Genomic DNA, 24,922 nt, shown 5'->3' with positions numbered 1-24,922 from the left:
CGTCCTGCTCGAGTGGACTGCAGCGCTGTGCAGCGTGCTCGGCGTCTGGCTGATGGCCCGGCGGCGGCTGGTGGCGTGGCCGGTGGGCCTGCTGTCGGTGGCGCTGTATGGCCTGGTGTTCGCCGAGGCCAAGCTGTACTCGGACACGCTGCTGCAGGTCGCCTTCGGTGGCTTCCTGGTCTATGGCTGGATCAACTGGCGCCAGCATGCCGCCGACGAGGGCAGCATCCGCATCGTGCCGCTGGCGCGCGGCAAGGCGCTGCGCGACCTGGCCCTCGGCCTGTGCGGTGGCATCGCCCTGGGCACCGCCATGCACACCTTCACCGATGCGGCGCTGCCGTGGCTGGATGCGATGCTGACCGCGCTCAGCCTGGTCGGCCAATGGTGGCAGGCGCGCCGCCACGTGGCGTGCTGGTGGGTGTGGATCGCGGTGGACGTGGTCTACGTGGGCACGTACCTGTTCAAGTCGCTGCACGTGACCGCGGCGCTGTACGTGTTCTTCCTGGGCCTGGCGGTGTTCGGCCTGCGCGCGTGGAGCGCTGCGGCGCGCGAGCAGGAGCTTCGGTAGTCGCCAACCTTGGTTGGCGCATCCGTGCTGATCAGAAGATCATCCACGCGTGGCGTGGATCTACTGGGTCAGGGCCAGGCCCAGGCGCAGCGGTTGGCGCATGTCTGCCGGGGGTGCCTCGGCCAGCGGCGTGGCCTGCAGGGTGGTGCGCAGGTCCGCATCAACACCGGCATCGCCCAGGCTGTCGAACTCCAGCTTCGAGATGCGGCCATCGCCCGCGATCCACACACTGACCACCAGCGGCGCGGGGGTGGCCGACGCCGGCTGCGCCTGCATCCATTCCAGTACCCGCTGCACGTGCGGGTCCCCGGGCTGCTGCAGGCGCTGCTGCAACTGCCCGCCCACCGCGGCGGCATAGGCCATCCAGTGTGCCGGCGCTTCCTGTGCGGCCACCGGGCCGCTGCCCAGCGCCAGCAGCCCCAGCAGGGATGCCAGTGGTCGCCACCAGCGCCGTGCACCCGGTCGTTTGCCTGCAGAAGCCATGCCTGCCCGTCCTTGTCGTCCAGCCGCCCATGGTCGTCGCGGCAGATGACAGGTCGATGGCGGCGGTGGTGGGTTACTCGCCCAGGTCGGCCAGCACCCTGCGCGAGGGCGCGAAGAAGGTGACGCCGGTGGTGGCGGTGGAGAAATCCAGGATGCGGTCGTGCAGCGGCGCGGGGTTGCCGATGAACATGCGCTCGAGCATCTGCTCGATCACCCACAGGCGGCGCGTGTAACCGATGAAGTAGGTGCCGTACTCGCCGCGGCCCGGGTTGGCGAAGGGCATGTTGTCGCGCAGGATCTCGTGTTCGCCGTCGGCATCCTCGATGGTGCAGAGCGTCTTGTGCGATTTCTGCGCGTCGGCCGGGGCATCGTCCAGTTCGATGTTGTCGTGCTTGGTGCGGCCGATGATGGCCTCCTGCGCCTCGGTCTTCTGGGCGCGCCAGGCATCGAGGTTGTGCAGATACTTCTGCACCACCACGTAACTGCCGCCGGCATGCTCGGGGTCTTCGTCGCCGACGATGGTGGCTTCGGGCAGCGACAGCCCTTCCGGGTTGGCCGTGCCATCGACGAAGTCCAGCAGGTCACGGCCATCGAAGTAGCGGAAGCCGGCCACATCGTCGACCGTTTCCACCGCATCACCGAAGGCCATCAGCAGGTTGCGCTCGAAGGCCACGATCAGGTCCATCGTGCGCGCACGCACGTGGTACAGCAGGTCACCCGGGGTGGACACGGCAGTATGCGCAGCGCCCTTGATCTCACGGAACGGCTTCAGCTCGCGCGGCGGCGCGGTGCCCACCAACGGCGCCCACACGCGGTGGCCGATGGCCACGTTGCAGGTGAAGGTGCGCTCGATATCGCGGATGGCGGTGTTCTTGATCAGGTCATCGCTGCTGCCCAGCACCTCGCGCACCCTGGCGATGGAACCGGCATCGTCCTTCACCTTCAGCACCAGGAACGCGGCCGAGTGGGTCAACGGCGCGGTGATCTGCTGCGGCTCGTTGTCGAGGGTGTGGTTGAGGGCGGTGATCGGTGCGGGCTGGGAATTCACGGTACATCCTGCTGGCGTGGGGCGGGCGCATCGCGCGCGGCGAAGTGCGGGCGATTCTAGCGGAACACCCCTGCAAACGACGGAGCGGTTCTCAGTTCGCCACTGCACAGATGCGGCCTCGCGCGCGCAGGTGCCGCGCGATTATCCGCGGGTGATCTCGAACCGGTCCGGCCCTTGCCACGCGATACGCAGGAAGGGGCCGGCCAACAGGCCGCGCTCGCGCAGCCAGGCAAAGACTTCGGCCGGGCACCATTCGCGGCCGTCCGAAAAAGCGATGCCGCAGTCACGCAGTTCGGTGAACAGCCGTGCCTTCTCGTCATCGTCGCCGACCCCGCGCTGCAGCGTCCCGCCCTGCCCACTGAAGCCCAGTGCCAGCAGCGCGGCGCGCAGGGCTTCGTCCAGCAGGCAGACCTGCACGGCGTTGCCATCGGCGCGTTGCACATAAGCGGATACAGGCGGTTCCATGTGGGGCGTCTCCCTGGCTCCGCGCCAGTATGCCGTCGCCGGGGCCTCAGCGGAGCAGTTTCCAGCGCCACCAAGGCCGCAGGACAGCACCCGGCGGATGGATGTCAGGTTTTTCTCGCCTGTGGCGTCTTCACTCTTCAACACACCTGCCTGGAGAGCACATGCACAGCACGGACATCACTGCCGCCCCTGCCCAGCCGAACCGCACATGGCCAAGCCGGCGCCTGCTGCACTGGCTCCTGCTCAGCGCGCGCATGCTGCGACGGGCACCGCTGCGCCTGTTCCTGCTGGCACTCCTGCCGATGCTGGTGGAGATGGCGCTGCAGTTCGGCGTACCGGTGGCGGGCGTCGTACTGTCGAAACTGCTCGTGCCACTGTCGTCGATGTGGTCCTTGCTGATGCTGGACTCATTCGTCCGCAGCGGTCGCTTCGCGGCCCTACAGGCAGGCCGCCACCTGCGCGCACATGCGTCGACCGCCATCACGCTGGCGCTGCTCTCCGCACTGGTCTTCACCGGTCAGGTCGCGATGGCCGGTGTGCTGGCAGGTCCCACGGCAGCCACTGCCTTCGCCCTCGGCGATAGTGCAGTGGTGGCTGCTACGGTCAGCCGCCTGCAGATCGCCGTGGTGCTGGCCAGCGGCTTGCCACTGGCCATGTTGCTGCTGACCACCGTTCCGCGTGCACTGCTGGATGGCATGCCAGTGCTGATGGCGTTGCGCGATAACCTGCGGCTCCTGCGTGAAGCCTGGCGCCCGCTGTGTGCCTACCTGCTGCTCAACGCGGTCCTGCTGTTCGCCCTGCCGTACCAGCCGTATCTGTTGCTGCCCCTGCTGCTGCTTGGCTACGTATCCTATTGGGTCTACCGCGACGCTTTCGCGGATGACATCGGCTGAGGAGCGGCACGGTTGGGTAACACGCAGTCCCTCGATATTGCCGTCGTGCTGCAGACGCACTGGCCGATGCTTGCGCGCATGGCAGGCAGCTACACGCGCGAGCCCGCACGCCGCGACGATCTGCTGCAGGAGATCAGCATCGCGCTGTGGCAGGCACTGCCACGCTGGCGTGGCGAAGGAGGCACGTTGCGCGCATTCATTGCGCGGGTGGCACACAACCGTGCGATGGATGCGCTGGCCAACGAGCGGCGGCACCGCGTCAGCAGCCTGGACGAACAGTTGCCGGACCCCGACGCCGATCCGCTGCAGCAGGCCGCACGTGCGCAGCAGCATGACGGTCTGCTGCAGGCAGTGCGTCAGCTTCCACTGGGCCTGCGCCAGGTGGTGCTGCTGGCACTGGAAGGCTTTTCACAGCGTGAGATCGGGCAGGTGCTGGGGGTGGAAGAGAACACCGTTGCTCAGCGCCTTAGCCGTGCACGCCGGCAACTGCGCGAACGTATGGGAGAGACGCGATGAAACCGGCAACCGACAGAGACGATTGGAGTGACCTGCAGGCGCTGTGGCAGCAGCAGCCCGACGTGCCTGCGGTGGATGTCGGCGCGCTGCAGCGCGAGGCCGAGCGTCGCAGCCGCTGGATACGCCTGCGGTCTGCGCTGGAACTGCTGGTTACCGTCGCGGCCGTGGGCAACTGCATCCGCGCCCTGCTCGACCCGCGCAAGCTGATCGCCCATGGGGTGCTCTGGGGCCTGATCGTGTTCATACTGGCCTTCGCTGGCTGGATTTTCGTGCAGCGCCGCCGGCAATGGCGTAGCCGCGGTCTTGCGCCGGCCGCACTGCTGGCTTTCGAGCGCCAGCGCGCGCGCATCTCGATGCGGATCTGGCGGCTCAACATCTGGCTGTCACTGGCCGTCTGGATCGGACTCGTGTGGATCTCGCACACCGCAATGCAGGCCGGCCCCGGCGTTCCAGGTGCACTGCCACCCCAGACCTTGGCGCTGAACCTGTGGTTGAACGGCGCGGTCGTCGTGGTGGCAGCACTGGCCGGCGCCTGGGCTGGTCGACGCCGGCAGCGGCGGCTGTGTCGCCTGGCCGAGCTGGAAGCACAGCTTCAGTAGAGCCGGGCCTTGCCTGGCTGAGGGCAGCATCCACGCAAGGCGCGGCGCTACGTCCAAAGCGGCGAACACTGGCACACTGCAGGCTACGGCAGCATGGCCTTGCCCATGCAACGCCCTTCATGGAGGAAGACCCGATGGCATCCATCCACGCATTCCGCCTGGCACCGGCACTGCTTGCACTGCTGGCTGCGGCCGGCAGCGCCCACGCGGCCGAAGCCGGTTCGTTCTTCGAGGCCCTGCAGCGCTATCAGGACGACGACGCCAAAGGCTGTGCCGATACGCTCGGCGCGATGTACCACAAGGGCGAGCGCTTCCCGGACGGCGGCGAGTTGTTGCTGGTCGAATGCACCGCCGCCGCCGGCGACCACGCCGCAGCGATAGACTACGTCGTCGCGCTGCTGGGCCAGGACCGCCTGCCCCTCGACGACCTGCTGCACAAGGATCGCCCCGGCCTGAATGCCCTGCGTGCCGAACCGGCGTGGCCACAGATGCTGGCGCGGGCCGAAGCGATACAGAAGCAGCGTGCCGCACAGATGGACGAACCGTTGCGCAAGGAACTGCTCGACCGTGAAGCGCGTGACCAGGCCGCGCAGCATGCGGCGATTGCGGCTGGCGGCGGCGAGGCCTTCAAGAGCACCCTGCCCGTGGCCAAGGCCAATGCGGAGTGGCTGAAGACCGTGATCGCCGAGAAGGGCTGGCCAACCCGTTCGAAGGTCGGCCGCGATGGCGCCAAGGCGGCCTGGCTGCTGGTGCAGCACGCCGACCAGGACCCTGGATTCCAGGCCCAGGTGCTGCCCTTGATCGAACACGCCGCCAAGGCAGATGAGGCCGACCGTGCCGACGTGGCCCTGCTCACCGACCGCGTGCTGGTGGCGCAGGGCAAGCCGCAGCGCTACGGCAGCCAGTTCGTGCAGGGCGACGACGGCGCGATGCAGTTGCGCCCTACCGAGGACATGCCCGGCCTGGACGCGCGGCGCAGCGCCATGGGCCTGCCGTCACTGGCCGAGTACAAGGCCATCCTCGCCGAAAGTTACGGCAAGCCCGTGAACTGACCCTATGGTCCGGCGGCGGGCCATCATTGGCCAGCGCCTGCTGGGCTGGGCACTGCGCCAGCGGTGTGAGGACCAGCCACGCATGGCGTGGCTCTACTGGAGCGCGGTCTGCGCACAAAAAAGAAGCCCGGCGCAAGGCCGGGCTTCGGTGGCGTGTGGGAGAGAGAGAGAGCACACGCCGGTAACACGCTTTTACTGCATTGCTGTTCTTACCAGGTGAAGCGCGGGCCCACGAACCACTCGCGGTCGCCGGCCTTGGCCAGCTTCACTTCGCCGCTCAGGCCCCAGTTCGGGGTGAACTTGGCGGTGGCGCCGACGCGGCCGTAGAACTCGCCTTCCGGGTTGATGCCGTGCTTCTTGCTGTAATCCTCGTAGCCGGCCAGCGCGTAGCCTTCCAGGTTCGGGGTAAATGCAGTGCGCAGGCCCACTTCGGTGGAGTAGCCGTTGAAGTCCAGGCCGTGCTTCATGTCGAACTTCTGGTACGCAACACGAGCCACCAGGTCGGTGTTCGGTGCGATGCCGTAGTTGTAGCCGGCGCCGATGCGCCACTGGTCAACGTCGTTCTTGAAGGTGTCGGTTTCCTGCTTGCTGTAATCAGCGAAGACCGAGAAGTTCGGGTGCACGGCAACCGAGCCCTTGACGCCCCAGCCATCGGCGTCGCCGCCCTTGGCATCGGTGTTCACGTAACCGCCTTCAACGTAGTTGTACGACAGGCCATCGGCAGCCGATGCAGCGAACGGCAGGGCAGCCAGCAGACCCAGGGCAAGCAGCGAATTCTTGTTCATCGGGACACACCTTTAATTATTTTTGGTTTCGCCGGCCGCCTCCCCGGGAGAGGGAGAGAGAAGAGGCGGTCGACAGGTGTGAATTATCCGTTTGCTGATGAAATCGACCCTGAATATTGAACTGACCAGTACATGAATGAAGTTGCTGTTCAGGGAACTCTGTAGAGGCCGTGGCGACGCCATGTCCCCATGCCCTCGGGGAAAAGCACCGGTCGCGCTGCTAGCATCCACCGCTGGCCCGTCTCCCGCCCGGTTCTATCCATGACAGAAGCTGATATCGACTCCCCTTCTTCACGGGAACAGGCACTTCGCAACATCCTCCCGGAGGATGCGAAGCAGCATCAGCCGCTTCTGCAGGAGATCTTTCGCCGGGAGATGGAGTACAGGAAAAGCGAAGGCGACCAGGAGTACTTCGAGAACCTCTACTGGTGCGCCTATCTGCTGTTCCATGTTGCAGACCTGCGCGACGTCGAGTCGATGTGGGTCGCCAAGCATCTGAACATGGATACCGGCTGCGGCTTCGATGTCGAGAACATGGTGGGCGCCGGTGCCGGGCAGACCATCGAGTACCTGCGACAGCAAGGCGCCGACGAAGCCGCTGACTACATCGAAGAGTGCCTGCCCGAGGATTCACAGGCGGAGATCGAGCAGTGGTCGCGTGATCGCCGCCGTTACTTCTACGAAGGTTGACCGGCTTCGCCTAACCCCAAGGATAGGCCCGCTCGCGGGGCAACGCGGACTGTGCTTCCTTCATCCTTCCCGCTTTCACCAACGCATGGATGGCATGTGCCTGCGCCGTCACATCGGTGATGCCTTGAATCCATTCATCGACATAGGCACGCACCGCCTCCCTGCCGAGACCCATCTGGATCGCGCGGTGGGGCAGCGGCCGCAGCAGCAGATCGCGTTCGGGATCCCATTGGATGCGCACCGGGGAGCGGGCCTTGAGCTGCTCCCACGCCGCCGCATCCATTCCGGGCTCGGCACGGCTGTCGCAGCCATGGCTCAGCGCCCACTCGAAGCCTTCGCGACGGATGTCGATTGCCAGGATCCGCTTCTGGCCTTCCTCCTTCTCGCCCCATCCGGCGCGATACATCATCCAGAGGAAGGACGGCTTTATCCACGTCATCCGCTCCATCTTGAACGGCGGAGAGACAAAGGTCTGCCGCTCCAGCGCACTGTCGGCGATGGCATCGGAGTAGGCCTGGTACACGCGGATCACGCGCGCGTCGTACTGCGCACGGATCTGCCGCGCCGGCAACCCATCCATTGATTCACCTTCCCTGGCAGCGGGTGGCCAGACGCCACGCCGCTGCATCATGCACGATCAACGCGCGTCAAAGCGCTCCGCACTGGCCGGGGTTGCCCGCGCGGCCAGCACCAGCGCCGCGGCCGTCACGCAGGCCATCGCCACCCACGCCACGCTGAGGTCGCCCACGGTGTCGCGGATCGAACCGGCCACGAAGGGCAGCACGCCACCCACCAGATAGCCCACGCCCTGCACGAAGGACACCAGGATGCCTGCCTTGGCCGGCTGGCTGCAGTGGTCCATCACCAGGATCAGGGTCATCGGGAACAGGCCGCCGATCGACAGGCCGAGCAGGCACATCATCAGCCACGGGGCATATATCGGCGCCACGCCGATCAGCACATAGGTCAGTGCGGTGGCCGCCAGGAACAGCGCCAGCAGCACGCGGCGGTCGCGGAAGCGCGGCGCCAGCCAGGAGACGAGGAAGCCACCGGCCACCTCGGACAGGCTCAACGCCGCCAGCATGAAACCGGCCTCGTTCGCGCGCACGCCCGCTTCCATCATGTACGGCGCGATCCACGCCAGGCACAGCGTGTAGCAGCTGCTGGACACGCAGAACAGGGCGACCAGCAACCACGTGCGTCCATGCTGCCAGGGCCGGAAGGCCACTGGCTTGCCGGCGGTGGCGGACGCGCTGGCAGCCGGTGCGTCGGCATGCCTGCTGTTGGGCAGCCACAGCGCGATGCCGGCGATGGCCAGCACCGCCCAGAACGCCATCGTGCCCTGCCAGTCCAGCCAGTGCAGCAGGGCCGACGCGCTGGCGGCGGCCAGTGCCGCGCCGCCCATGATCATGCTCACGTACAGGCCCATCAGCAGGTCGACGCGGTGCGGGAAGCGGGTCTTGATGTAGCCGGGAATGAGCGACTGCACGATGCCGATGCCCAGGCCTGCGGCCACGCTGGAGCCCATCAGCCACAGCGGTTCATGCGAGGCCAGCTTGGCCAGTGCCGAAGCCGCCGTGAGCGCCAGGCCGATGGCCACGCCGCGCCGATAACCCAGGCGATAGACCAGGCTGCCGGCCATGGCGATCAGGCCCATGGCCATCATCGGCAGGCTGGTGAGCCAGCCGATCTGTTCGAAACTCATGCCGTTGCTGGCACGGATGGAATCGGTGAGCAGGCTGACCACGGCCAGCACCGGGCGCAGGTTGAGGCCGACCAGCAGAAGGGCCAGCACCGGGATCAACCCGGGACGCGAAGTTGCAGGTGATTTCATGTATTACGGCCGCAGGCATGCGGCCGGCCTTCCTTATTCGATCAGTACGGGGGCCCGGGTGGCAGGCGGCGCCTGGCCGGGCAAGGTTTCGCTGCGAATGGCCGCAGATGCGTCCCCTTTCGAGGAAGGAGGATGCGCAGGCGCACGATCAGCATCGGGCGGGCGGCCATTGGCGCGCATGATAGCAAACGTGGGCCGGGGCCCTGGAACGCCCGCGCGCCAAGGGCGCGGGCAGCGATGTCCAAGAGGCGATGCCTAGGAACGGTCCGCCAGCCGCTGCGCAAGCCGGTCCCACGCCTCGATCACCGGATCTTCCGCTGCCGGTGGCGTCTCCACGCTTACCTGCTGGCCAGTGTCATCCTCGAAGCGGATGCCCCCGTTCTCGTAGCAGGCGGCCAGCTGCTCCTCGCTGGGCCGGCACCCGACGAACACCGCCTTGTGCAGATCGCACCCCTTGAAGCTGGCGCCATCGAAGATGCAGCGCACGAAGCGCGCTCGCGAGAAATCCGTGCCTGACAGGTTGGCATCGCGGAAATCGCAATGAGTGAAGGTGGCCGTTGACCCACACTTGCGCAGCTTTGCCTGCACGAAGCTGCACCCATCAAACGTGCCGCCGAGTGTGACGTGGATGAACTCGCACAGATTGAAGCAGCAACGGATGAGCGTTTCCGAAACGTTCCCCAGCGATGCACCGGTGAAATCGCAGTCCTGCATGACGGCGTAGGTCAGGAAGGTCGCCCCGCCGCCCTCCTGGGCATGGGAAAGATCCACGGACTGCAGGTTCTGGTAATGCGGAACCGGATAAGGAAACCCGCGATAGTCCAGCCGGCCATCGGCCGTTGTGCCGAACGGCGACGGTTCCCAGTGGCGGTTGCTGATGGTCTTGTCGCGCCAGTCATGCTTGCGTCGTGGATGGGACAGGTTCGGCACGAGGTCCGGGGTCCAGCGCGCGCGCAACGCTGCAATGTCCTTCTTCGGCAGAGGCTTGAGGCGCTGGACAGCCATGCATCCATCCATGAGGCAGGGGGTGGACAGTCTAGCAGGCGAGTGGAAACGGGCCGCCTGCTGTACCGCCACCACCGGCCACGCTACGCTGCGCCTCGTGCGGGTCCATCAAGGATGAGTGGCAACGTGGCGTTCCCATCAGCAAGGCTGGCACTCCTGTCGATCATCGACGTGAACGATGACTTCACCGACAACGGTGGCGCGGGTGAAACAGGCGCGGTCGCCTGCCCCGTCGCACCGCCACCCCGCTGATCGGTCACACCACCTGGGAGCAGGCATGCCGCACATCCTCGCCTTTGCCGGTGTGCTGCTGCTCTGGGCAGCACTCGCTTCACCGTTTGCGCTTGCGCTCCATATCGCGCTTCGCGCCCTGCGTCGCAAGGGCATCCGCTCGGCCGCTGTCGTCGTGCTGCTCGCCTTCGTGTTCGCCCTGCTGGCAGCGCCGGTGCCTACGCCGATCATCACCGTGTTCCTGCCGCATGGGTTCGTGCTGCTCGACGCCTCGTACTACGATCGCATCCTGCACGGACCGGCACTGTTCTGGCAGCTGTCAACCTGGATTGCGTGGTCGCTGCCGATGACATTCCTGACCGCACTGGCAGTGTGCTGGCGATACGTTCGACGCGTTGATTGATGCAGCAACATCATTGCAGTTGATCAGGCTATCAGCGGCCTCTGTTCGCCACAAATGCACAACGGCTGTGCAGCACGCACGTAGTGATGCATCTGCACCGTGCGATCGCATCGCGCAGCGAACACTCCACTCATTCATGCGTCATCGGCGTTAGCACATGTGCATCGCAGACAGCTGAATTCGCGGCGAATCGAACATGACTGCGCGCTCTTCACAGCGTCTGCACGTCCGCGAACTGCAGCTGAAAAGGCATTCATGGAACTAACAAAAAGCCCGCTATATTCCAGACTCCCCAGACGAAGGAGGGAATGCAATGACCCTTTCCACGCAGCACCTGAAGATCGCTCGTCCCCTCGGCGTGGCAATCCTTGCCCTCAGCCTCGGCGCGTGCGCCAGCTACAAAGAAGACTTCGCGAAGGTCAACACGCGCCTCGACGCGCTTGACGTGAAGGTCCAGGGCGCGGCGCAGAGCGCCGAGTCCGCCAATCAGTCCGCACAGCAGGCCAACCAGCGCCTGGACCAGATCGAAGGTCGCGTGCAGCAGCTCGAATCCGCTCCCCGCCGCACCCCGCGCGGCTAAGCTGAACCGGGAACCAGTGGTCTCCCCCGGCCACTGGTTCCCTTGAATCACCGTATTCATCCGAGGAATCGCGCCATCCGTACGTACACATCCCCCGCAATCCGCACCGCCTGCGTCGCGCTGACCCTTGCGCTGGCACTGGCCGGTACCGGCGTGGCCAGCGCCAAGGGCGCCAAGGATGCCGCTACGCAACCCACGGCTGCCGTCGATGAGCTGCCGGAAGGACAGGAGGTGTCCGAGACGGTGATCGAACTCGCCGGCTGGGTGGTCGCCAGCAAGGACAGCCAGGGCTATCCGTTCGCGATCATGGACAAGGCCGCCGCACAGGTGCTGGTCTTCGGCAGCGACGGCAAGCTGCGCGGCGCTGCACCCGCACTGTTTGGTTCGGCCAAGGGCGATCACTCCGCCCCGAACGTGGCCAAGGTCGCGCTGAGCGCGATTCCAGGACACGACCGCACGACGCCCGCGGGCCGCTTCATTGGTGGCTACGGCCCGTCCGACGACGCCGGCCGCGTGCTGTGGGTGGACTACGATTCCGCCGTCTCGATGCACCCGCTGCCGCCGGGCACCCCAAAGGAGAAGCGCGCCCAGCGGCTGGCAACGCCGACGCCGGACGACAACCGCGTGACCCATGGCTGCATCAATGTCAGCCCCGGTTTCTACGAGCAGGTGGTGCAGTCGACGTTCGAGAAGGGCGGCGTGTTCTACGTGCTGCCGGACAAGGATTCGATCGAGAAGACCTTCCCTGCGTTTGCGCAGAGCCGTGCCGATGCCGCGCACAGCGACGAGAAGGGTTCGCGCTCGGCCAGCAAGTAAGTCCCTGCCCGCTCCGCATTGCAGCGTTGCCATGGCGAACCGCAGTCCGCCATGGCAACTTCGTTCAGACCTCGCTGATTCAGACCTGACTGAAGCCGCCGTCGATCACCAGCTCGTCGCAGGTCATGAAGCTGGCCGCCGAGGAGGCGAGGAACACCACGCCACCGGCGATTTCTTCCGGCTTGCCGAGGCGGCCGATCGGGTGTGCCTTGTTCTGTGCCTGGATGGCCGCTTCGCGCGATTCCACGCCACCCAGTTCCACGTAGCGGTCCATGATCGCCCCCAGCATCGGCGTATCGATGCCACCGGGGTGCACGGAATTGACCCGGATGTTGTAGCCCAGCGCAGAGAACTCGGCGCCCATGCACTTGCTGAGCATGCGGATGGCCGCCTTGCTGGTGCAGTACGCCGCGTTGAAGGCCGCACCGCGCAGGCCACCGACACTGGAAATATTGATGACCGATGCGCCGGTGGCGTGCGCCTTCCCACCGAACTTCAGCAACTCCAGCAGCACCTGCGTGCCGATGATGGCCGAATCCACGTTGATGGCGTTGACCTTGTGGAACAGGCTGAGGGTCGTGTCCTCGAAGCGCTCGACGATGGAATAGCCGGCGTTGTTGACCAGCACATCCAGGCGCCCGTAGCGCTCGCGCAGCAGCACTTCGACCGCGCGCCAGTCGGCTTCGCTGGTGACATCGTGCTTGAGGTAGGCCGCCGCGCCTTCAATCTCCGCGCTGTCGCGCAGGTCGGTGGCAATGACCGTTGCGCCGGCCGCGTGCAGGGCCTTGACGATTTCGCGGCCGATGCCGCCTGCCGCACCGGTGACCACGGCGATGGTTTCGGAAAGGGTGATGCTCATCTGCGCTGTGTTCCTTGCAATGAAAACGTCCGCCCACGATCAGGCGGATTCGCCTTCACTTATAGCGCTTCGACTGCGTAAGCTCGATGAACCCTGCGCGGTGTCAATGCCGCCCAGCACCCACGCGCACACGGTACTGCGCCACCCAGTCCAGCGACGGCGCGATGCCACCGAACGGGAACAGGTGCGGGCTGACCTGCCCATGCGCTTCGGTCAGGCCTCCTACCAGGCGATCCACGAACACATCCGGCCCGGCGGTACCCAGCAACCGGCCGATCGAGATGCCATACCGCGCCAGCATCGATGCGCTGGCACCCACGCCGCACATCGCGGCATAGCGCAGCAAGCGGCTGACGCTGGCCGGCCCGGGCACACCCACCAGCACCGGGTGGCCGATGCCACGCGCGCGCAGCGTATCCAGCCAGGCCAGCACGATGTCGGCATCGAAGGCGAACTGGGTGATGATCTTCGGCGCCATGCCACGCGCCTGGATGGCCTGGCACTTGCGCTCCAGCACCTGCCAGCGCTCGTCAGCGCCCATCACCGGATGGCCTTCCGGGTGCCCGCCGACGGCAACCACCTTGATGCCTGCGCGTTCCAGCAGGCCGGTGTCGATGAGGGACGCGCTATCGGCAAACGGGCCGGCGGGCGTGGCCAGATCACCGGCAACCAGCAGGCACTGCTCGACACCGGCCTCGCTCACCGCGCGCGCGATGAACCGCTCGAGCGCTGCCAGCGACCCGATGCGGCGCGCCGACAGGTGCGGCATCGGCTGCAGCCCCAGTTCGCGCACGCGGCGCGCGGCAGCAATCCGCGCGTCGTCGTCCTCGCTGGCCAGGTAAGGAATGGAAATGGTCGTGCCGGGTGCGATGCGGGCTGCTTCGGCGTGCAACGCGGGCATGGCCTTCGCACTCACCTCCAGCGAACAGGCATCGATGAAGGCGCGTGCAGCCTGCGTGGTGGCTGCAGGCATCACTTGGCCCCGCGCAGCGGGCCGGCGATCGAGCTGCCCCGTGCCAGTTCAACGAAGGCCTGCAGGTAGTCGATGCCGGTGTCCGCCTCGCGCGCGCCCAGGTAGATCTGCTTGGGGATGCCCTTGGCACCCAGGCGCACCGGCACCACGTCCATGCGCGCCGCGTACTCCTCCACCAGCCAGCGCGGCATGGCGGCCACGCCGCGGCCGCTGGCCACCATCTGCATCATGATGTCGGTGGTTTCGATGGCCTTGTGGCGGCGCGGGGTGACCCCGGCCGGCAGCAGGAACTGGTTGTAGATGTCCAGGCGTTCGAACGGCACCGGGTAGCTGATCAGCACTTCCTGGGTCAGCTGCCGTGGCTTCACGTACTCCGCCTTGGCCAGCGCGTGGTCCTTGGCCACCACCAGCACCTGCTCGTAATCGAACACGGGAACGAACTTCAGGCCCGGCTTCAACAGCGGGTCGGGCGTCACCAGCAGGTCGATCTCGTAGCCGAACAGGGCACCGATGCCACCGAACTGGAACTTCTGCTTCACGTCCACATCCACGTCAGGCCACGACGCCAGGTAGGGCGAGACGATCTTCAGCAGCCACTGGTAGCAGGGGTGGCATTCCATGCCGATGCGCAGCGAACCGCGTTCGCCCTGTGCGAACTGGCCCAGCCGTTCCTCGGCCAGGTCCAGCTGCGGCAGCACCCGGTTGGCCACCGCCAGCAGGTACTGGCCGGCCTGGGTCAGGCGCAGGCTGCGGCCCTCGCGCAGCCAGACATCGGTGCCCAGCTGCTGCTCCAGCTTCTTCATGCTGTGGCTCAGCGCCGACTGGGTCAGGTTCAGCACGCCGGCGGCGGCGGTCAGCGAGCCCTGCAGTTCGACCTGCTGGACGATGCTCAGGTGGATTCGTTCCAGCATGTCGATGAATCCCACTCATGGATGTGTGAAGTAAAACCATTTTACGTCATGGGAAGGGCTGACTAGCATCGGGTCATGCTTTCTCCCCACCGCCCCCTCCGTATCGTCGCCGTCTCCGGTGGCCTGCAGCGCCCCTCGCGCGCCGCCACCCTGTGCGAGCACCTGCTGGACCTGATCGGCGAGCACGTGCCCAGCGAACCGCACCTGGTCGAACTGGGTGACTTGGCCCCGCAGCTGGCCGGTGCCCTGTGGCGCTCGCAGCTGCCCGCCGCCGCCGAGCAGGCCCTGGCCACGGTCGAGCAGGCCGACGTGCTGGTGGTCGCCACCCCGGTCTACCGCGGTTCGTACACCGGCCTGTTCAAGCACTTCTTCGATTTCATCCACCAGGACGCGCTGGTCGACACCCCCACCCTGCTGGCTGCCACCGGCGGCAGCGAGCGCCACGCGCTGATGATCGACCACCAGCTGCGGCCGCTCTTCAGCTTCTTCCAGGCACGCACCCTGCCGCTGGGCGTCTACGCCACCGACAAGGATTTCGCCGACGGCCGCGTGCACGACGAGGCCCTGCTGCAGCGGGCGCGCCTGGCGGTCCAGCGGGCCCTGCCCCTGCTGGCGCTGTCCCACCGCCCAGCGCCCGTGCCCGCCGAAACCGCCGACGCCCTTTAAGTAACCGGAACGCCGCCCATGACCACCGACGCCTTCACCTTCCGCATCACCCGCATCCCCTTCAACGAGGATTACCAGCCGGCCGACGGCACGCGCATCACCACCAACTTCGCCAACCTGGCCCGCGGCGCCTCGCGCCAGGAGAACCTGCGCAACACGATCGGCATGATCAACAACCGCTTCAACGATCTGGCGCACTGGGACAACCCCAGCGCGGATCGCTACGCGGTCGAGCTGGACATCATCTCGGTGGAGATGCACGTCGATGGCGATGAAGGCAGCGACCCGTTCCCGCTGATCGAAGTGCTGCGCCCGACCATCGTCGACACGCACACCGGCACGCGCACCGACGGCATCGTCGGCAACAATTTCTCGTCCTACGTGCGCGACTACGACTTCAGCGTCGTGCTGCCGGCCAGCAACGAGGGCAAGGCGACGTTCGGCATTCCCGAAGGCTTCGGCGACCTGCACGGCAAGCTGTTCAAGCACTTCCTGGAATCGGATGCCTACCGCGCCAACTTCAGCAAGGCACCGGTGATCTGCATCAGCGTGTCCAGCAGCAAGACCTACCACCGCACCGAGAACCACCATCCCATCCTGGGCGTGGAGTACCGCCAGGGCGAGTTCTCGCCCACCGACCAGTACTTCGACAAGATGGGCCTGCAGGTGCGCTACTTCATGCCGCCGGGCAGCGTTGCGCCGCTGGCGTTCTATTTCCAGGGCGACCTGCTGGGCGATTACTCGAACCTGGAACTGATCGGCACCATCAGCACCATGGAAGCGTTCCAGAAGATCTACCGCCCGGAGATCTACAACGCCAATTCGGTGGCCGGCAAGGTCTACCAGCCCAGCCTGAAGCACCAGGACTACTCGTCCACCCGCATCGTCTACGACCGCGAAGAGCGCAGCCAGCTGGCGGTCAAGCAGGGCAGGTTCACCGAAGAGCACTTCATCAAGCCCTACCGCGCCGTGCTCGAGCAGTGGGCTGCCCGCTGATCCATCGCATCTCCCTCCCCCAGGACACAAGACCCCACACACGATGAAGAAACTACTGCCCACCTCCACCGCCGGCAGCCTGCCCAAGCCCTCCTGGCTCGCCGAGCCCGAAAAGCTCTGGTCGCCCTGGAAGCTGCAGGATGAAGCACTGACCGAAGGCAAGCACGACGCGCTGCGCCTGTCCCTGCAGGAACAGCAGCACGCCGGCATCGACATCGTCAGCGACGGCGAGCAGACACGGCAGCATTTCGTCACCACCTTCATCGAACACCTCGACGGCGTCGACTTCGACAAGCGCGAGACCGTGCGCATCCGCAACCGCTACGACGCCAGCGTGCCGACCGTGGTCGGTGCGGTCAGCCGTCCGAAATCCGTATTCGTCGAGGATGCGAAGTTCCTGCGCCGGCAGACCGCACAGCCGATCAAGTGGGCGCTGCCTGGCCCGATGACCATGATCGACACGCTGTACGACGCGCACTACAAGAGCCGCGAAAAGCTGGCCTGGGAGTTCGCGAAGATCCTCAACGAGGAAGCGAAGGAGCTGGAAGCCGCAGGCGTGGACATCATCCAGTTCGACGAACCCGCCTTCAACGTGTTCTTCGACGAGGTGAACGACTGGGGCGTGGCGACCCTGGAGCGCGCGATCGAAGGGCTGAAGTGCGAAACCGCCGTGCACATCTGCTACGGCTATGGCATCAAGGCCAACACCGACTGGAAGCAGACGCTGGGCTCGGAGTGGCGCCAGTACGAAGAGTCCTTCCCCAAGCTGCAGCAGTCCAGCATCGACCTCATCTCGCTGGAATGCCACAACTCGCACGTGCCCATCGACCTGATCGAGCTGGTGCGCGGCAAGAAGGTAATGGTGGGCGCCATCGACGTGGCGTCCAGCACGGTGGAGACGCCGGAAGAAGTGGCCAACACCCTGCGCAAGGCGCTGCAGTTCGTCGATGCCGACAAGCTCTACCCCTGCACCAACTGCGGCATGGCGCCGCTGTCGCGTGAGGTGGCACGCGGCAAGCTGCGTGCGCTCAGTGCCGGCGCACAGATCGTGCGCGAGGAGCTGGCCGGGCGGTGATGCATCGCTTCCAACCACGGTAGCGCCGGGCCACGCCCGGCGGCAGCATCACCGCTGGGCTACTCGACAACCTGCCACTGCGTGCCATTTCGCTGCAGCCTCGCCACCCACGTGTTTCCACTTCGATCACAGTAGGTCGGCACCACAAGCGCCAATGCCACCCCCTGTGAGGCCTGCACGGCCGCCCTGCTGATCCTCACCAGCATCGGACCCCTCGGCCCGTCGCAGGCGTGGGGCGTGCCCAGCGGCGGCAGGAGTGCGGGGTCGCTGACATATACGATGCCCGGCAATGCCGGGTCTGCGTTCACTGCTGAGCGCTGCACCAGCCGCTGCAGCAGTTCCCGCAGGGGTGGCGGCAGTGATGCATCCCCGGCATCGACCAGGGCCCTCATCGGTAGCGCAGATCGCACCTCGTACGCCGTCCATGGCCCGGTGCCGCTGAGCGGGCGAAGCGTTGCCGCATTCCGGTCGAAGTGGATGACCGGCGCAGGACAGGCCACTGACGGTGCACAGGGCACCACCATGGCAAGCTCCCGGATCAGCAGCGCCCTCACGATGGCCTGCTGGTCGAGGTCATCCGCAGCGACGAATTCGCGCTCTTGGAGACGTCGAGACTGCAGATCCTGCCAGCTGTTCCGGGCGAACGGATACGCGACCACGCCGGCCAGAAGGACGGCGCCTGCAACGCTCAGGCGAAGTACGGTCGATTTATGGATGCTGGGCATCGGCGACGTCATCCGAAGCGTCCACCGCCCGATCCAGGGCACTCCGCAGCGCCGCTCCCAGTTCGGGAGCCTGCTCACAGGCTGCGACGATCTGCTCAAGCAGGACAGCCAGCTTTCCCTCGCCAGGGCAGGAATAGGCACCCCAGACGCGGTGCTGGATCTCATTCACCCATTTCAGGCCGTTGAGCTGCGTTGCCGGGGAGAGGTCTGGGTCCGACCAGAGACTTCGACCTGCCACGGTCAGCTCAAGCCACAACCGGGTACAGAATCGCTGTGCCTGGGCTTCATTGAAGCGGATGACTCTCTCGCGCACCGGGGTTCCTTCCACTCGAAGATGGGCAGATGGCGGCGTTCACCACGCACCAGGATCGTAGCTGCCGTTCTTCGGATACTGCCATGCCCGCACAGGGCCTGCACCCGATCTCTCCGTTCGCGTTCGCGTTCGGGCAGGGGTTCCCTCCCCTACCCGCACGCATTTCTCCCTCAGTAGTCGTAGCTCACGCTCACCCGCAGCGAGCGCGGCGCCTGCCGCACTGTCGCCGCCCCGTACAGCGGGTCAGGCTGCCCCGGGTCCAGCTCGGAGTACGGCGATTTCCACAGCGCCACCTGGCTGTTGAACACGTTGAATACATCCAGGTTGAAGCCCAGCCGGCCATCGGCCGCGGCCGGGCGATAGGACACGCCCAGGTCCAGCTGCTTCAGCCACGGCAGCCGCCCCTGGCTGCCCGGAGGCGCCGGCTGGCCGTTGTAGAAGTGGTAGGCGATGCCGTAGCCGGAGGGATCTTCGAAGTCCGGGCCATAGGAACCCAGCGCGCTGAACGGCGCACCCGAAATCACCCGCACGTTGGCCGAGAGCAGCCATTCCGGCGTCAGCTGGTAGTAGCCATGCAGCTTGAACTGGTGGGTGTGGTCGTTGCTCTGCGGTCCGTTGGTGTGCTCCATCAGCTGGGCATAATCCCAGGCCTGCGTGGTCGACACCGCGGTCTGGCCGATGCCCGACAGCAGCTGGCCTTCGGTGGTGCCGTAGCTGCGCGACCAGGTGTAGTCGGCGCGGCCATACCAGCGGCCATCGAACGGGTGTTCCAGCGACAGGTTCACCGCGTAGTAGTTGCGCTTGAACTTCGGGAAGCCCATCTCGGCATTGGTCAGCGGCACGCTCACGTAATTGCCGCTGGTGTCGACCAGGTTGAAGGTGTTGGCGCGGCCCGGGTTGATCAGCCAGCAGCTGACCGGATTGCTGTCCTTGGTGACGTTGTAACCAAGGCTGCTGGCCTTGCCGAGTACCGCATCGATATCGCAGTAGTCGTCCACGCCACTGCGCAGCACACGGTACGTCGCCTTCGCGCCGTACACCCAGTCCTGCCCCAGTGCCTTCGTGAAGCCGAGGATGAACTCATCCTGGAAGGAAGGCTTGATGCCGGAGGTGGCCACCGTCTTCGCGTCCGGCAGCAGGCCGTAGTTGTTGTTGGACGACACCGCATCGGAGAACGCGGTGAGGTCGGTCGGGTAGCCGTTGCTGTCGATGCCGCCGTAGGTGTAGTAGGTGGACGTCGCCAGCGTTGCGCCGGCTGCGTTGAACGCAGGGTTCAGCGGCAATGCGAGGTAGTAGCGGCCCACGTTGCCGAACACCTTGAAGCGGCCGTCGCCGCCGACATCCCAGCTGAAGCCCAGCCGCGGCGCCCACTGCCCGCTGGTCTGCTTGATGTACGCATCGCCGTCGCGGTTGTAGTTGGTGAACTGGTCCAGGCGCAGGCCCAGGTTCAGCAGCAGGCGGTCGCTCACCTGCCAGTTGTCCTCGATGTACTGCGCCCGCTGCGAAGCACGTACCGAGGCCAGCGCACTGTAGATGTACTGGCGCACGTAGTAGCCGTCTGCACCATTGCGGATGCCACCGGTGGCCGGCACACCCAGGCCGGTGTTGATCGGCACGTTCGGGTTGGACTGGCCGTAGATCCAGTAGTAGCCATCGGCCGAGGCCACCGAGCCACGGTTGAGCGCGCGGGCGTTCTGGTTGTCGATGCCCACCGTGATGCTGTGATCACCCAGCACATAGTTCGCATCCAGGCGCAGGTTGTTGCTGCGGTTGCCACGCGCGGGATCGACCAGCAGCGAGGTGGTCTGCGCGTTGGTGATGGGCGTGCCACCGTTGAGTGCCGGATTCTGCAGGTTGGCGCTGTTGATGTAGGTCAGGCCGCCGTCGTAGGCCGGGTTGCCGATGTAGTCATCGGTCTTCATCTCGCCGTACTGCGCACTCACCGTCAGCCGGTCGGTCAGGTAGCCGGTGTACTTGGCCGTCCACAGGTCGCCGCCGGTCTTGGTGGTGTCTTCCTTGCCGCGCTGCGCGCCACGGGTGAGCGTGTCGTAGTCGTAGGCGAAGATGTCGCCACGGAAGACATTGCGGCTGGACGCACCGGTCAGTTCCAGCAGGTGGTTGTCGGTGATGTTCCAGTCCAGCTTGGCGTACCAGCGTGGACGGTTGTACTCATACTTCGAGTAGGAATTGGTCGCCTCGACGTTCTTGACGTCGGTGCCTTCGCGGCGCTCCAGCTCGTAGGAGCCGAAGAAGAACAGCTTGTCTTCGATCAGCGGGCCGCCGGCGTAGATGCTCTGGGTGGTCACCCACTCGCGGTCCTTGCTCTCCGGCGAGTACAGCGCGCCGTCGCCCGGGTAGCGCACATCATCCTTGTCCGAGCGCGTGGACGCCGGCTCCCAGGTGAACTGCCCGCCGAAGTGCCAGTCGTTCGTGCCGCGCTTGCCCACGGCATTGATGACGCCGCCATCGGAGCGGCCGTACTTGGCGCTGTAGCCGCCGGTGTAGATTTCCTGCTGGTCGATGCTGCCATAGGGCAGCGTCAGGCCGCCCAGGCCACGCAGCGGATCGGTGCTGTTGAAGCCGTTGATGTAGTACGCGTTCTCGGCCGCCGATGAACCGCCGAAGCTGACCAGCTGCGCGCCAGTCGGGCCGGCGTAACTGCCGTTGCCACCGTTGCCGACCACGCCCGGCGCAAGCTGGGCGATGGCCTCGGCCGAGCGGCCCAGCGGCAGGCGCTGCAGCTGCTCGGCGGTGATCACCGTGCGCGAATCCACGCTGCTGACGTCGATTGCGGCGGCCGCGCGATCGGCGCTGACCTGCACGCCATCCAGGCGGGTCACCTCGCCGAACGACACTTCAGTGCTGGTGCCCACCGTCAGCGCAACGCCCTCGCGGGTCTGCAGCACCTTGCCGTCGGCGTCGCGCGCCTCCACGGAATAGCGGCCCAGCGGCAGCTGGCTGATGGTGTAGCGGCCGCGCGCATCCACCGTCACCTCACGGGTGAGGCCGGTATCGCTGCGGACGAAGATGCGCTGTGCGGAGGGAGGGGCCAGGCCGGCGATCGCACCGGTGGTGGACTGCGCATGAAGTGCGGGGGACGCGGTGGCAAGCAACACCGCCAACGCCAGCAATCGCGGGCGCAGTGAGGAACGAGCTGTCGTCATCGTGGGGCGTACGGGTAGTGGGGGAAGCGCTGCCTGCGCGCCACGACGGGCGCGCCAGACATTGCACATTCATTAACCCCGCTCGCGCCCCAATGCAGAAATGCCCAGTGGTTATGTACTGTTGGCCGATGGCCATACCGGAAGCGCCTTCATGCCCGCCCCGCTACGTGGCAGCAGCCGGAGCCTGCCTTCCTGCTGCGTCCTGGCGCATCTCGAGCCCGCGCATCAGCTCCTCGAAGGAGTCTTCGATCAGCATCAGCTCCTCTTCGTCGAGAAGGTGCAGGTAGATGCTGCCGTAATCCTCGTCACGCAGTGAAAGCAGGTAGCAGTTGCCAAAGCTGTCGTCAGCGAACGGTATGTACCGGGCCAGATGCGGGAATCCCTGGATGTAGCCCTGGTACAGGCCTTCGATGCACATCGGGTCATCGCCCAACGGAATCAGGCAGGCAACGCCGGTCGGGTCGGCATCCTCGCCCTCTTCGCGCAGATAACCGCCGTTGGCGCTGCGGTAGAACGCCAGCATCGCCGGCGGAACCCTGCCATCGAACAGCGCGTTGAAGCGCTGGAGGGTCGCCTCATCCACCCGCGGCGACATGCCGATCAGTTTGATCACGGGCGTTCCCTCAACGATGCGTGTCCGACCACGATCATCCCACGCACTGAGGGGCATCGGATCATGCGGAACCACCCGCACGCTTCAGCTCGCTCGCAAGAAAGGGTGCGGTCCTGCTGCCCTTGGCCCGAGCGACCTGGTGCGGCGTACCCTTCGCCACAATGGTGCCGCCCGCCCCGCCCGCACCCGGGCCGACGTCGATCACCCAGTCCGCCTGCGCGACCGCGCGCATGTCGTGCTCGATCATCACCACCGTGTTTCCCGCATCCACCAGGCGCTGCAGCTGGACCATCAGCCGGTCCGCGTCCGATGCGTGCAGGCCCGTGGTGGGCTCATCCAGCACGTACAGGCTGCGGCCGCGCTGGCTGCGCTGCAGTTCGGTGGCCAGCTTGATGCGTTGTGCTTCGCCACCCGAGAGCTCGGTGGCGGGCTGGCCCAGCCGCAGGTAGCCCAGGCCGATGTCCCGCAGCAGGTGCAGCGGGCGCGCAATGGCCTCTTCCTCGCTGAAGAACGCATGCGCCTCGTCCACCGTCATCTGCAGCACCTCGGCGATGTTGCGGTCCTTCCACAGCACCTTCAGCGTGGCCTCGTTGTAGCGCGCTCCGTGGCAGGTAGGGCACGGCGCGTAGACGCTGGGCATGAACAGCAGTTCGACGCTGACGAAACCCTCGCCTTCGCAGGTTTCGCAGCGGCCCTTGGCCACGTTGAACGAGAAGCGCCCGGCGTCGAAGCGGCGGCGGCGCGCGGTGAGCGTCGCGGCGAACAGCTTGCGCACGTGGTCGAACAACCCGGTGTAGGTAGCCAGGTTGGATCGCGGCGTGCGGCCGATGGGCTTCTGGTCCACCTGCACGACGCGTTGCAGGGCATCCACATCACCGGCCAGCCGGCCGCGTGTTGCTTCGATCACCGTGGGGCCATCTGTCGGCGGCGCATCTGCAGTGTCTTCTGCAGGCTCGTGGCCCAGGTGCAGCAGCACCAGCTCGGGCAACGCCTGCGCCATCAGGCTCGACTTGCCCGAACCGGAGATCCCGGTCACTGCGGTCAGCACGCCCAACGGCACCTGCGCGTCCACGCCCTTCAGGTTGTGCCGGTGGATGTCCTTCAGCTCCAGCCAGCTCGAGGCACTGCGCTGCCGGCTGGCAGGCGCCGCCACCCGGTCGAACAGATACAGCGCCGTCCGGGAATCCTCGATCTGGCGCAACCCTTCCGGCTCACCGCTGTAGAGGACGCGCCCGCCGTGCTCGCCCGCCTCCGGCCCCACATCCACCAGCCATTGCGCGCGGCGCATCAGCTCCAGATCGTGTTCGACCACGAACACCGAGTTGCCACCGTCACGCAGTCGCTCCAGCGCGTCGTACAGCGCCTGGCTGTCGGCCGGGTGCAGGCCCGCCGATGGCTCATCGAGCACGTACAGCACACCAAACAGCAGCGAGCTCAACTGCGTGGCCAGCCGCAGACGCTGCAGTTCGCCGGCCGACAGCGTCGGCGTCGCGCGATCCAGTGACAGGTAGCCCAGGCCCAGGCCACGCAGCTGGCGCACGCGCGCCATCACCCCGCCTGCGAGGCGCTGCGCCGCAAGCTGCTTCTCTTCCGACAGTGCTGCCTTCCGGCCGGCGCGGGCACGCGTGCCGTAGGCGCTGAAATCACCTTCGGCAACCGGCTGCAGCAGGTCCGCCAGTTGGTCCAATGGCATCCGCACGAACTCGCCGATATCCACGCCTGCGAAGGTGACCGAGAGTGCCTCGGGCTTCAGCCGCTTGCCCTCGCAGGCCGGGCACAGCCTGCCCTCCATGTAGCGGGACACGCGCTTGCGCATCAGTGCGCTCTGGGTATTGGCAAACGTGTGCAGCACGTAGCGGCGCGCCCCGGTGTAGGTGCCCATGTAGCTGGGCTCCTGCTTGCGCTTGAGCGCGGCACGGGTCTCGGCGGGGGTGAAGCCCGCATAGACCGGCACGCTCGGCGCCTCCTCGGTGAACAGGATCCAGTCGCGGGCCTTCTTCGGCAGTGTCTTCCACGGCACGTCGATGTCGTAGCCCAGCGTGACCAGGATGTCGCGCAGGTTCTGGCCGTGCCAGGCTGGTGGCCAGGAGGCGATGGCGCGCTCACGGATGCTGAGGGAAGGATCGGGCACCATCAGCGCCTCGGTCACCTCATACACGTGGCCAAGGCCGTGGCAGGTGCTGCAGGCGCCCTGCGGCGTATTGGGTGAAAAGTCCTCGGCGTACAGCATGGGCTGGTTGGCCGGGTAGGACCCGGCGCGTGAATACATCATGCGCACCAGGCTGGACAGCGTGGTCACGCTGCCCACCGATGAGCGCGCATTGCTGGCACCGCGCTGCTGCTGCAGCGCCACCGCCGGCGGCAGGCCGTCGATGGCATCCACGTCGGGCACGCCCGCCTGGTCGATCAGGCGCCGCGCATAAGGTGCGACGGACTCGAAATAGCGTCGCTGCGCTTCCGCATACACGGTTCCGAAGGCCAGCGATGACTTGCCGGAGCCCGAGACGCCGGAGAACACCACCAGCGCGTTTCGCGGAATGGAGACATCAATGTTCTTGAGGTTGTGCTCGCGCGCACCGCGAACTTCGACGCAGCCACTGGCGGCGGCAGCGCATGACGATTCGCCAAAGGGAGTGTTGGACATCTTCGCGATCCTGCG

At 66.2% G+C, this 24,922-nt stretch carries 27 protein-coding genes; 12 read left to right on the top strand and 15 right to left on the bottom strand.

The window, feature by feature from the left end; genetic code table 11:
• Positions 1–4 precede the first annotated feature (4 nt).
• Entirely contained in the window at positions 5–568 is a 564-nt protein-coding gene (pnuC, locus tag C1926_RS00955) for a nicotinamide riboside transporter PnuC (RefSeq protein WP_108760599.1), read from the top strand.
• Between the two features lie 60 nt (positions 569–628).
• On the opposite strand, the gene C1926_RS00950 is transcribed toward pnuC, so the two are convergent.
• The 3 genes from C1926_RS00950 to C1926_RS00940 all read right to left on the bottom strand — a co-directional run bounded on the left by C1926_RS00950 (position 629) and on the right by C1926_RS00940 (position 2,564).
• Positions 629–1,051 (bottom strand): hypothetical protein, encoded by a 423-nt coding sequence (locus C1926_RS00950; RefSeq protein WP_108757970.1) that lies wholly within the window; start codon positions 1,049–1,051, stop codon positions 629–631.
• 73 nt (positions 1,052–1,124) lie between these two features.
• Positions 1,125–2,099, bottom strand: a complete 975-nt coding sequence (locus C1926_RS00945; protein ID WP_108757969.1) for a Dyp-type peroxidase — start codon at positions 2,097–2,099, stop codon at positions 1,125–1,127.
• 141 nt (positions 2,100–2,240) lie between these two features.
• Positions 2,241–2,564 carry a hypothetical protein gene (locus C1926_RS00940; protein WP_108757968.1) on the bottom strand — a complete coding sequence of 108 codons (324 nt, stop codon included), beginning with the start codon at positions 2,562–2,564 and terminating at the stop codon, positions 2,241–2,243.
• A gap of 161 nt (positions 2,565–2,725) precedes the next feature.
• On the opposite strand from C1926_RS00940, the gene C1926_RS00935 reads away from it, so the two are divergent.
• The 4 genes from C1926_RS00935 (at position 2,726) to C1926_RS00920 (ending at position 5,624) form a co-directional block, all read left to right on the top strand.
• A complete protein-coding gene (locus C1926_RS00935; RefSeq protein WP_108757967.1) occupies positions 2,726–3,457 on the top strand; it encodes a hypothetical protein in 732 nt (243 codons plus the stop codon).
• 12 nt (positions 3,458–3,469) lie between these two features.
• On the top strand, positions 3,470–3,973 hold the full coding sequence (locus tag C1926_RS00930; RefSeq protein ID WP_254057355.1) for a sigma-70 family RNA polymerase sigma factor: 504 nt from the start codon (positions 3,470–3,472) through the stop codon (positions 3,971–3,973).
• A complete protein-coding gene (locus C1926_RS00925; RefSeq protein ID WP_108757966.1) occupies positions 3,970–4,572 on the top strand; it encodes a hypothetical protein in 603 nt (200 codons plus the stop codon). Before C1926_RS00930 ends, C1926_RS00925 begins: the two co-directional genes overlap by 4 nt.
• A 134-nt stretch (positions 4,573–4,706) precedes the next feature.
• Complete coding sequence (locus C1926_RS00920; protein ID WP_254057354.1) at positions 4,707–5,624, top strand: DUF6624 domain-containing protein; 918 nt, start codon at positions 4,707–4,709, stop codon at positions 5,622–5,624.
• A gap of 209 nt (positions 5,625–5,833) precedes the next feature.
• Here C1926_RS00920 and C1926_RS00915 read toward each other — a convergent pair whose 3' ends face one another.
• Positions 5,834–6,409, bottom strand: coding sequence for an Ax21 family protein (locus C1926_RS00915; RefSeq protein ID WP_079224758.1), 576 nt, complete (start codon positions 6,407–6,409; stop codon positions 5,834–5,836).
• Between the two features lie 261 nt (positions 6,410–6,670).
• On the opposite strand from C1926_RS00915, the gene C1926_RS00910 reads away from it, so the two are divergent.
• A complete protein-coding gene (locus C1926_RS00910) occupies positions 6,671–7,099 on the top strand; it encodes a hypothetical protein (protein ID WP_159095020.1) in 429 nt (142 codons plus the stop codon).
• A 10-nt stretch (positions 7,100–7,109) separates the two neighbouring features.
• On the opposite strand, the gene C1926_RS00905 is transcribed toward C1926_RS00910, so the two are convergent.
• The 3 genes from C1926_RS00905 to C1926_RS00895 form a co-directional block, all read right to left on the bottom strand.
• Positions 7,110–7,679, bottom strand: a complete 570-nt coding sequence (locus tag C1926_RS00905) for a DUF4291 domain-containing protein (protein ID WP_108757963.1) — start codon at positions 7,677–7,679, stop codon at positions 7,110–7,112.
• A 57-nt stretch (positions 7,680–7,736) separates the two neighbouring features.
• Positions 7,737–8,933: an MFS transporter gene (locus C1926_RS00900; RefSeq protein WP_108757962.1), complete on the bottom strand. Its 1,197-nt coding sequence runs from the start codon at positions 8,931–8,933 to the stop codon at positions 7,737–7,739.
• A gap of 255 nt (positions 8,934–9,188) precedes the next feature.
• A complete protein-coding gene (locus C1926_RS00895) occupies positions 9,189–9,890 on the bottom strand; it encodes a pentapeptide repeat-containing protein (RefSeq protein ID WP_159095018.1) in 702 nt (233 codons plus the stop codon).
• A 325-nt stretch (positions 9,891–10,215) separates the two neighbouring features.
• Between C1926_RS00895 and C1926_RS00890 the strand changes: the two genes are divergently transcribed.
• The 3 genes from C1926_RS00890 (at position 10,216) to C1926_RS00880 (ending at position 11,968) form a co-directional block, all read left to right on the top strand.
• Positions 10,216–10,572: a hypothetical protein gene (locus C1926_RS00890; protein WP_108757960.1), complete on the top strand. Its 357-nt coding sequence runs from the start codon at positions 10,216–10,218 to the stop codon at positions 10,570–10,572.
• Between the two features lie 313 nt (positions 10,573–10,885).
• Positions 10,886–11,152 carry a hypothetical protein gene (locus tag C1926_RS00885; RefSeq protein ID WP_079224744.1) on the top strand — a complete coding sequence of 89 codons (267 nt, stop codon included), beginning with the start codon at positions 10,886–10,888 and terminating at the stop codon, positions 11,150–11,152.
• 120 nt (positions 11,153–11,272) lie between these two features.
• Positions 11,273–11,968: a L,D-transpeptidase gene (locus C1926_RS00880; RefSeq protein ID WP_108760597.1), complete on the top strand. Its 696-nt coding sequence runs from the start codon at positions 11,273–11,275 to the stop codon at positions 11,966–11,968.
• 79 nt (positions 11,969–12,047) lie between these two features.
• On the opposite strand, the gene C1926_RS00875 is transcribed toward C1926_RS00880, so the two are convergent.
• From C1926_RS00875 to C1926_RS00865, 3 genes are all read right to left on the bottom strand, one after another.
• Complete coding sequence (locus tag C1926_RS00875; protein WP_108757959.1) at positions 12,048–12,827, bottom strand: SDR family oxidoreductase; 780 nt, start codon at positions 12,825–12,827, stop codon at positions 12,048–12,050.
• A gap of 103 nt (positions 12,828–12,930) precedes the next feature.
• Entirely contained in the window at positions 12,931–13,800 is an 870-nt protein-coding gene (locus C1926_RS00870; protein WP_108757958.1) for a methylenetetrahydrofolate reductase, read from the bottom strand.
• Positions 13,800–14,711: a LysR family transcriptional regulator gene (locus C1926_RS00865; protein WP_108757957.1), complete on the bottom strand. Its 912-nt coding sequence runs from the start codon at positions 14,709–14,711 to the stop codon at positions 13,800–13,802. The genes C1926_RS00870 and C1926_RS00865 overlap by 1 nt, the downstream gene beginning before the upstream one ends.
• 75 nt (positions 14,712–14,786) lie before the next feature.
• Here C1926_RS00865 and msuE point away from each other — a divergent pair, with 75 nt between their 5' ends.
• The 3 genes from msuE to C1926_RS00850 are packed head-to-tail and all read left to right on the top strand — an operon-like array spanning position 14,787 to position 17,448.
• Complete coding sequence (gene msuE / locus C1926_RS00860; RefSeq protein ID WP_108757956.1) at positions 14,787–15,377, top strand: FMN reductase; 591 nt, start codon at positions 14,787–14,789, stop codon at positions 15,375–15,377.
• 18 nt (positions 15,378–15,395) lie between these two features.
• Positions 15,396–16,373 carry a DUF1852 domain-containing protein gene (locus C1926_RS00855; RefSeq protein ID WP_108757955.1) on the top strand — a complete coding sequence of 326 codons (978 nt, stop codon included), beginning with the start codon at positions 15,396–15,398 and terminating at the stop codon, positions 16,371–16,373.
• A gap of 43 nt (positions 16,374–16,416) precedes the next feature.
• Positions 16,417–17,448, top strand: coding sequence for a methionine synthase (locus tag C1926_RS00850; protein ID WP_079224733.1), 1,032 nt, complete (start codon positions 16,417–16,419; stop codon positions 17,446–17,448).
• 59 nt (positions 17,449–17,507) lie between these two features.
• On the opposite strand, the gene C1926_RS00845 is transcribed toward C1926_RS00850, so the two are convergent.
• The 5 genes from C1926_RS00845 to C1926_RS00825 form a co-directional block, all read right to left on the bottom strand.
• Positions 17,508–18,185: a hypothetical protein gene (locus C1926_RS00845; protein WP_159095017.1), complete on the bottom strand. Its 678-nt coding sequence runs from the start codon at positions 18,183–18,185 to the stop codon at positions 17,508–17,510.
• A complete protein-coding gene (locus C1926_RS00840; protein WP_108757953.1) occupies positions 18,157–18,486 on the bottom strand; it encodes a hypothetical protein in 330 nt (109 codons plus the stop codon). The genes C1926_RS00845 and C1926_RS00840 overlap by 29 nt, the downstream gene beginning before the upstream one ends.
• A 170-nt stretch (positions 18,487–18,656) precedes the next feature.
• On the bottom strand, positions 18,657–21,650 hold the full coding sequence (locus C1926_RS00835) for a TonB-dependent receptor (RefSeq protein WP_108757952.1): 2,994 nt from the start codon (positions 21,648–21,650) through the stop codon (positions 18,657–18,659).
• A 163-nt stretch (positions 21,651–21,813) separates the two neighbouring features.
• The gene (locus tag C1926_RS00830) at positions 21,814–22,263 is read right to left on the bottom strand and encodes an SMI1/KNR4 family protein (RefSeq protein WP_159095016.1); all 450 of its coding nucleotides are present in this window, start codon (positions 22,261–22,263) and stop codon (positions 21,814–21,816) included.
• Positions 22,264–22,324: 61 nt separating this feature from the next.
• On the bottom strand, positions 22,325–24,907 hold the full coding sequence (locus C1926_RS00825; RefSeq protein ID WP_108757950.1) for an excinuclease ABC subunit UvrA: 2,583 nt from the start codon (positions 24,905–24,907) through the stop codon (positions 22,325–22,327).
• Between the last annotated feature and the right edge of the window lie 15 nt (positions 24,908–24,922).

Source organism: Stenotrophomonas sp. ZAC14A_NAIMI4_1 (genome assembly GCF_003086915.1).
GTDB lineage: Bacteria > Pseudomonadota > Gammaproteobacteria > Xanthomonadales > Xanthomonadaceae > Stenotrophomonas.
This window is presented reverse-complemented; position numbering and strand designations above follow the sequence as displayed.

Excerpts from the sequence above, each read along its gene's own strand:
- C1926_RS00950 (WP_108757970.1), bottom strand. The coding sequence starts at position 1,051 with ATGGCTTCTGCAGGCAAACGACCGGGTGCACGGCGCTGGTGGCGACCA.
- C1926_RS00940 (WP_108757968.1), bottom strand. The coding sequence starts at position 2,564 with ATGGAACCGCCTGTATCCGCTTATGTGCAACGCGCCGATGGCAACGCC.
- C1926_RS00935 (WP_108757967.1), top strand. The coding sequence starts at position 2,726 with ATGCACAGCACGGACATCACTGCCGCCCCTGCCCAGCCGAACCGCACA.
- C1926_RS00925 (WP_108757966.1), top strand. The coding sequence starts at position 3,970 with ATGAAACCGGCAACCGACAGAGACGATTGGAGTGACCTGCAGGCGCTG.
- C1926_RS00920 (WP_254057354.1), top strand. The coding sequence starts at position 4,707 with ATGGCATCCATCCACGCATTCCGCCTGGCACCGGCACTGCTTGCACTG.
- C1926_RS00915 (WP_079224758.1), bottom strand. The coding sequence starts at position 6,409 with ATGAACAAGAATTCGCTGCTTGCCCTGGGTCTGCTGGCTGCCCTGCCG.
- C1926_RS00910 (WP_159095020.1), top strand. The coding sequence starts at position 6,671 with ATGACAGAAGCTGATATCGACTCCCCTTCTTCACGGGAACAGGCACTT.
- C1926_RS00905 (WP_108757963.1), bottom strand. The coding sequence starts at position 7,679 with ATGGATGGGTTGCCGGCGCGGCAGATCCGTGCGCAGTACGACGCGCGC.
- C1926_RS00900 (WP_108757962.1), bottom strand. The coding sequence starts at position 8,933 with ATGAAATCACCTGCAACTTCGCGTCCCGGGTTGATCCCGGTGCTGGCC.
- C1926_RS00890 (WP_108757960.1), top strand. The coding sequence starts at position 10,216 with ATGCCGCACATCCTCGCCTTTGCCGGTGTGCTGCTGCTCTGGGCAGCA.
- C1926_RS00885 (WP_079224744.1), top strand. The coding sequence starts at position 10,886 with ATGACCCTTTCCACGCAGCACCTGAAGATCGCTCGTCCCCTCGGCGTG.
- C1926_RS00875 (WP_108757959.1), bottom strand. The coding sequence starts at position 12,827 with ATGAGCATCACCCTTTCCGAAACCATCGCCGTGGTCACCGGTGCGGCA.
- C1926_RS00870 (WP_108757958.1), bottom strand. The coding sequence starts at position 13,800 with ATGCCTGCAGCCACCACGCAGGCTGCACGCGCCTTCATCGATGCCTGT.
- C1926_RS00865 (WP_108757957.1), bottom strand. The coding sequence starts at position 14,711 with ATGCTGGAACGAATCCACCTGAGCATCGTCCAGCAGGTCGAACTGCAG.
- msuE (WP_108757956.1), top strand. The coding sequence starts at position 14,787 with ATGCTTTCTCCCCACCGCCCCCTCCGTATCGTCGCCGTCTCCGGTGGC.
- C1926_RS00855 (WP_108757955.1), top strand. The coding sequence starts at position 15,396 with ATGACCACCGACGCCTTCACCTTCCGCATCACCCGCATCCCCTTCAAC.
- C1926_RS00850 (WP_079224733.1), top strand. The coding sequence starts at position 16,417 with ATGAAGAAACTACTGCCCACCTCCACCGCCGGCAGCCTGCCCAAGCCC.
- C1926_RS00845 (WP_159095017.1), bottom strand. The coding sequence starts at position 18,185 with ATGACGTCGCCGATGCCCAGCATCCATAAATCGACCGTACTTCGCCTG.
- C1926_RS00835 (WP_108757952.1), bottom strand. The coding sequence starts at position 21,650 with ATGACGACAGCTCGTTCCTCACTGCGCCCGCGATTGCTGGCGTTGGCG.
- C1926_RS00825 (WP_108757950.1), bottom strand. The coding sequence starts at position 24,907 with ATGTCCAACACTCCCTTTGGCGAATCGTCATGCGCTGCCGCCGCCAGT.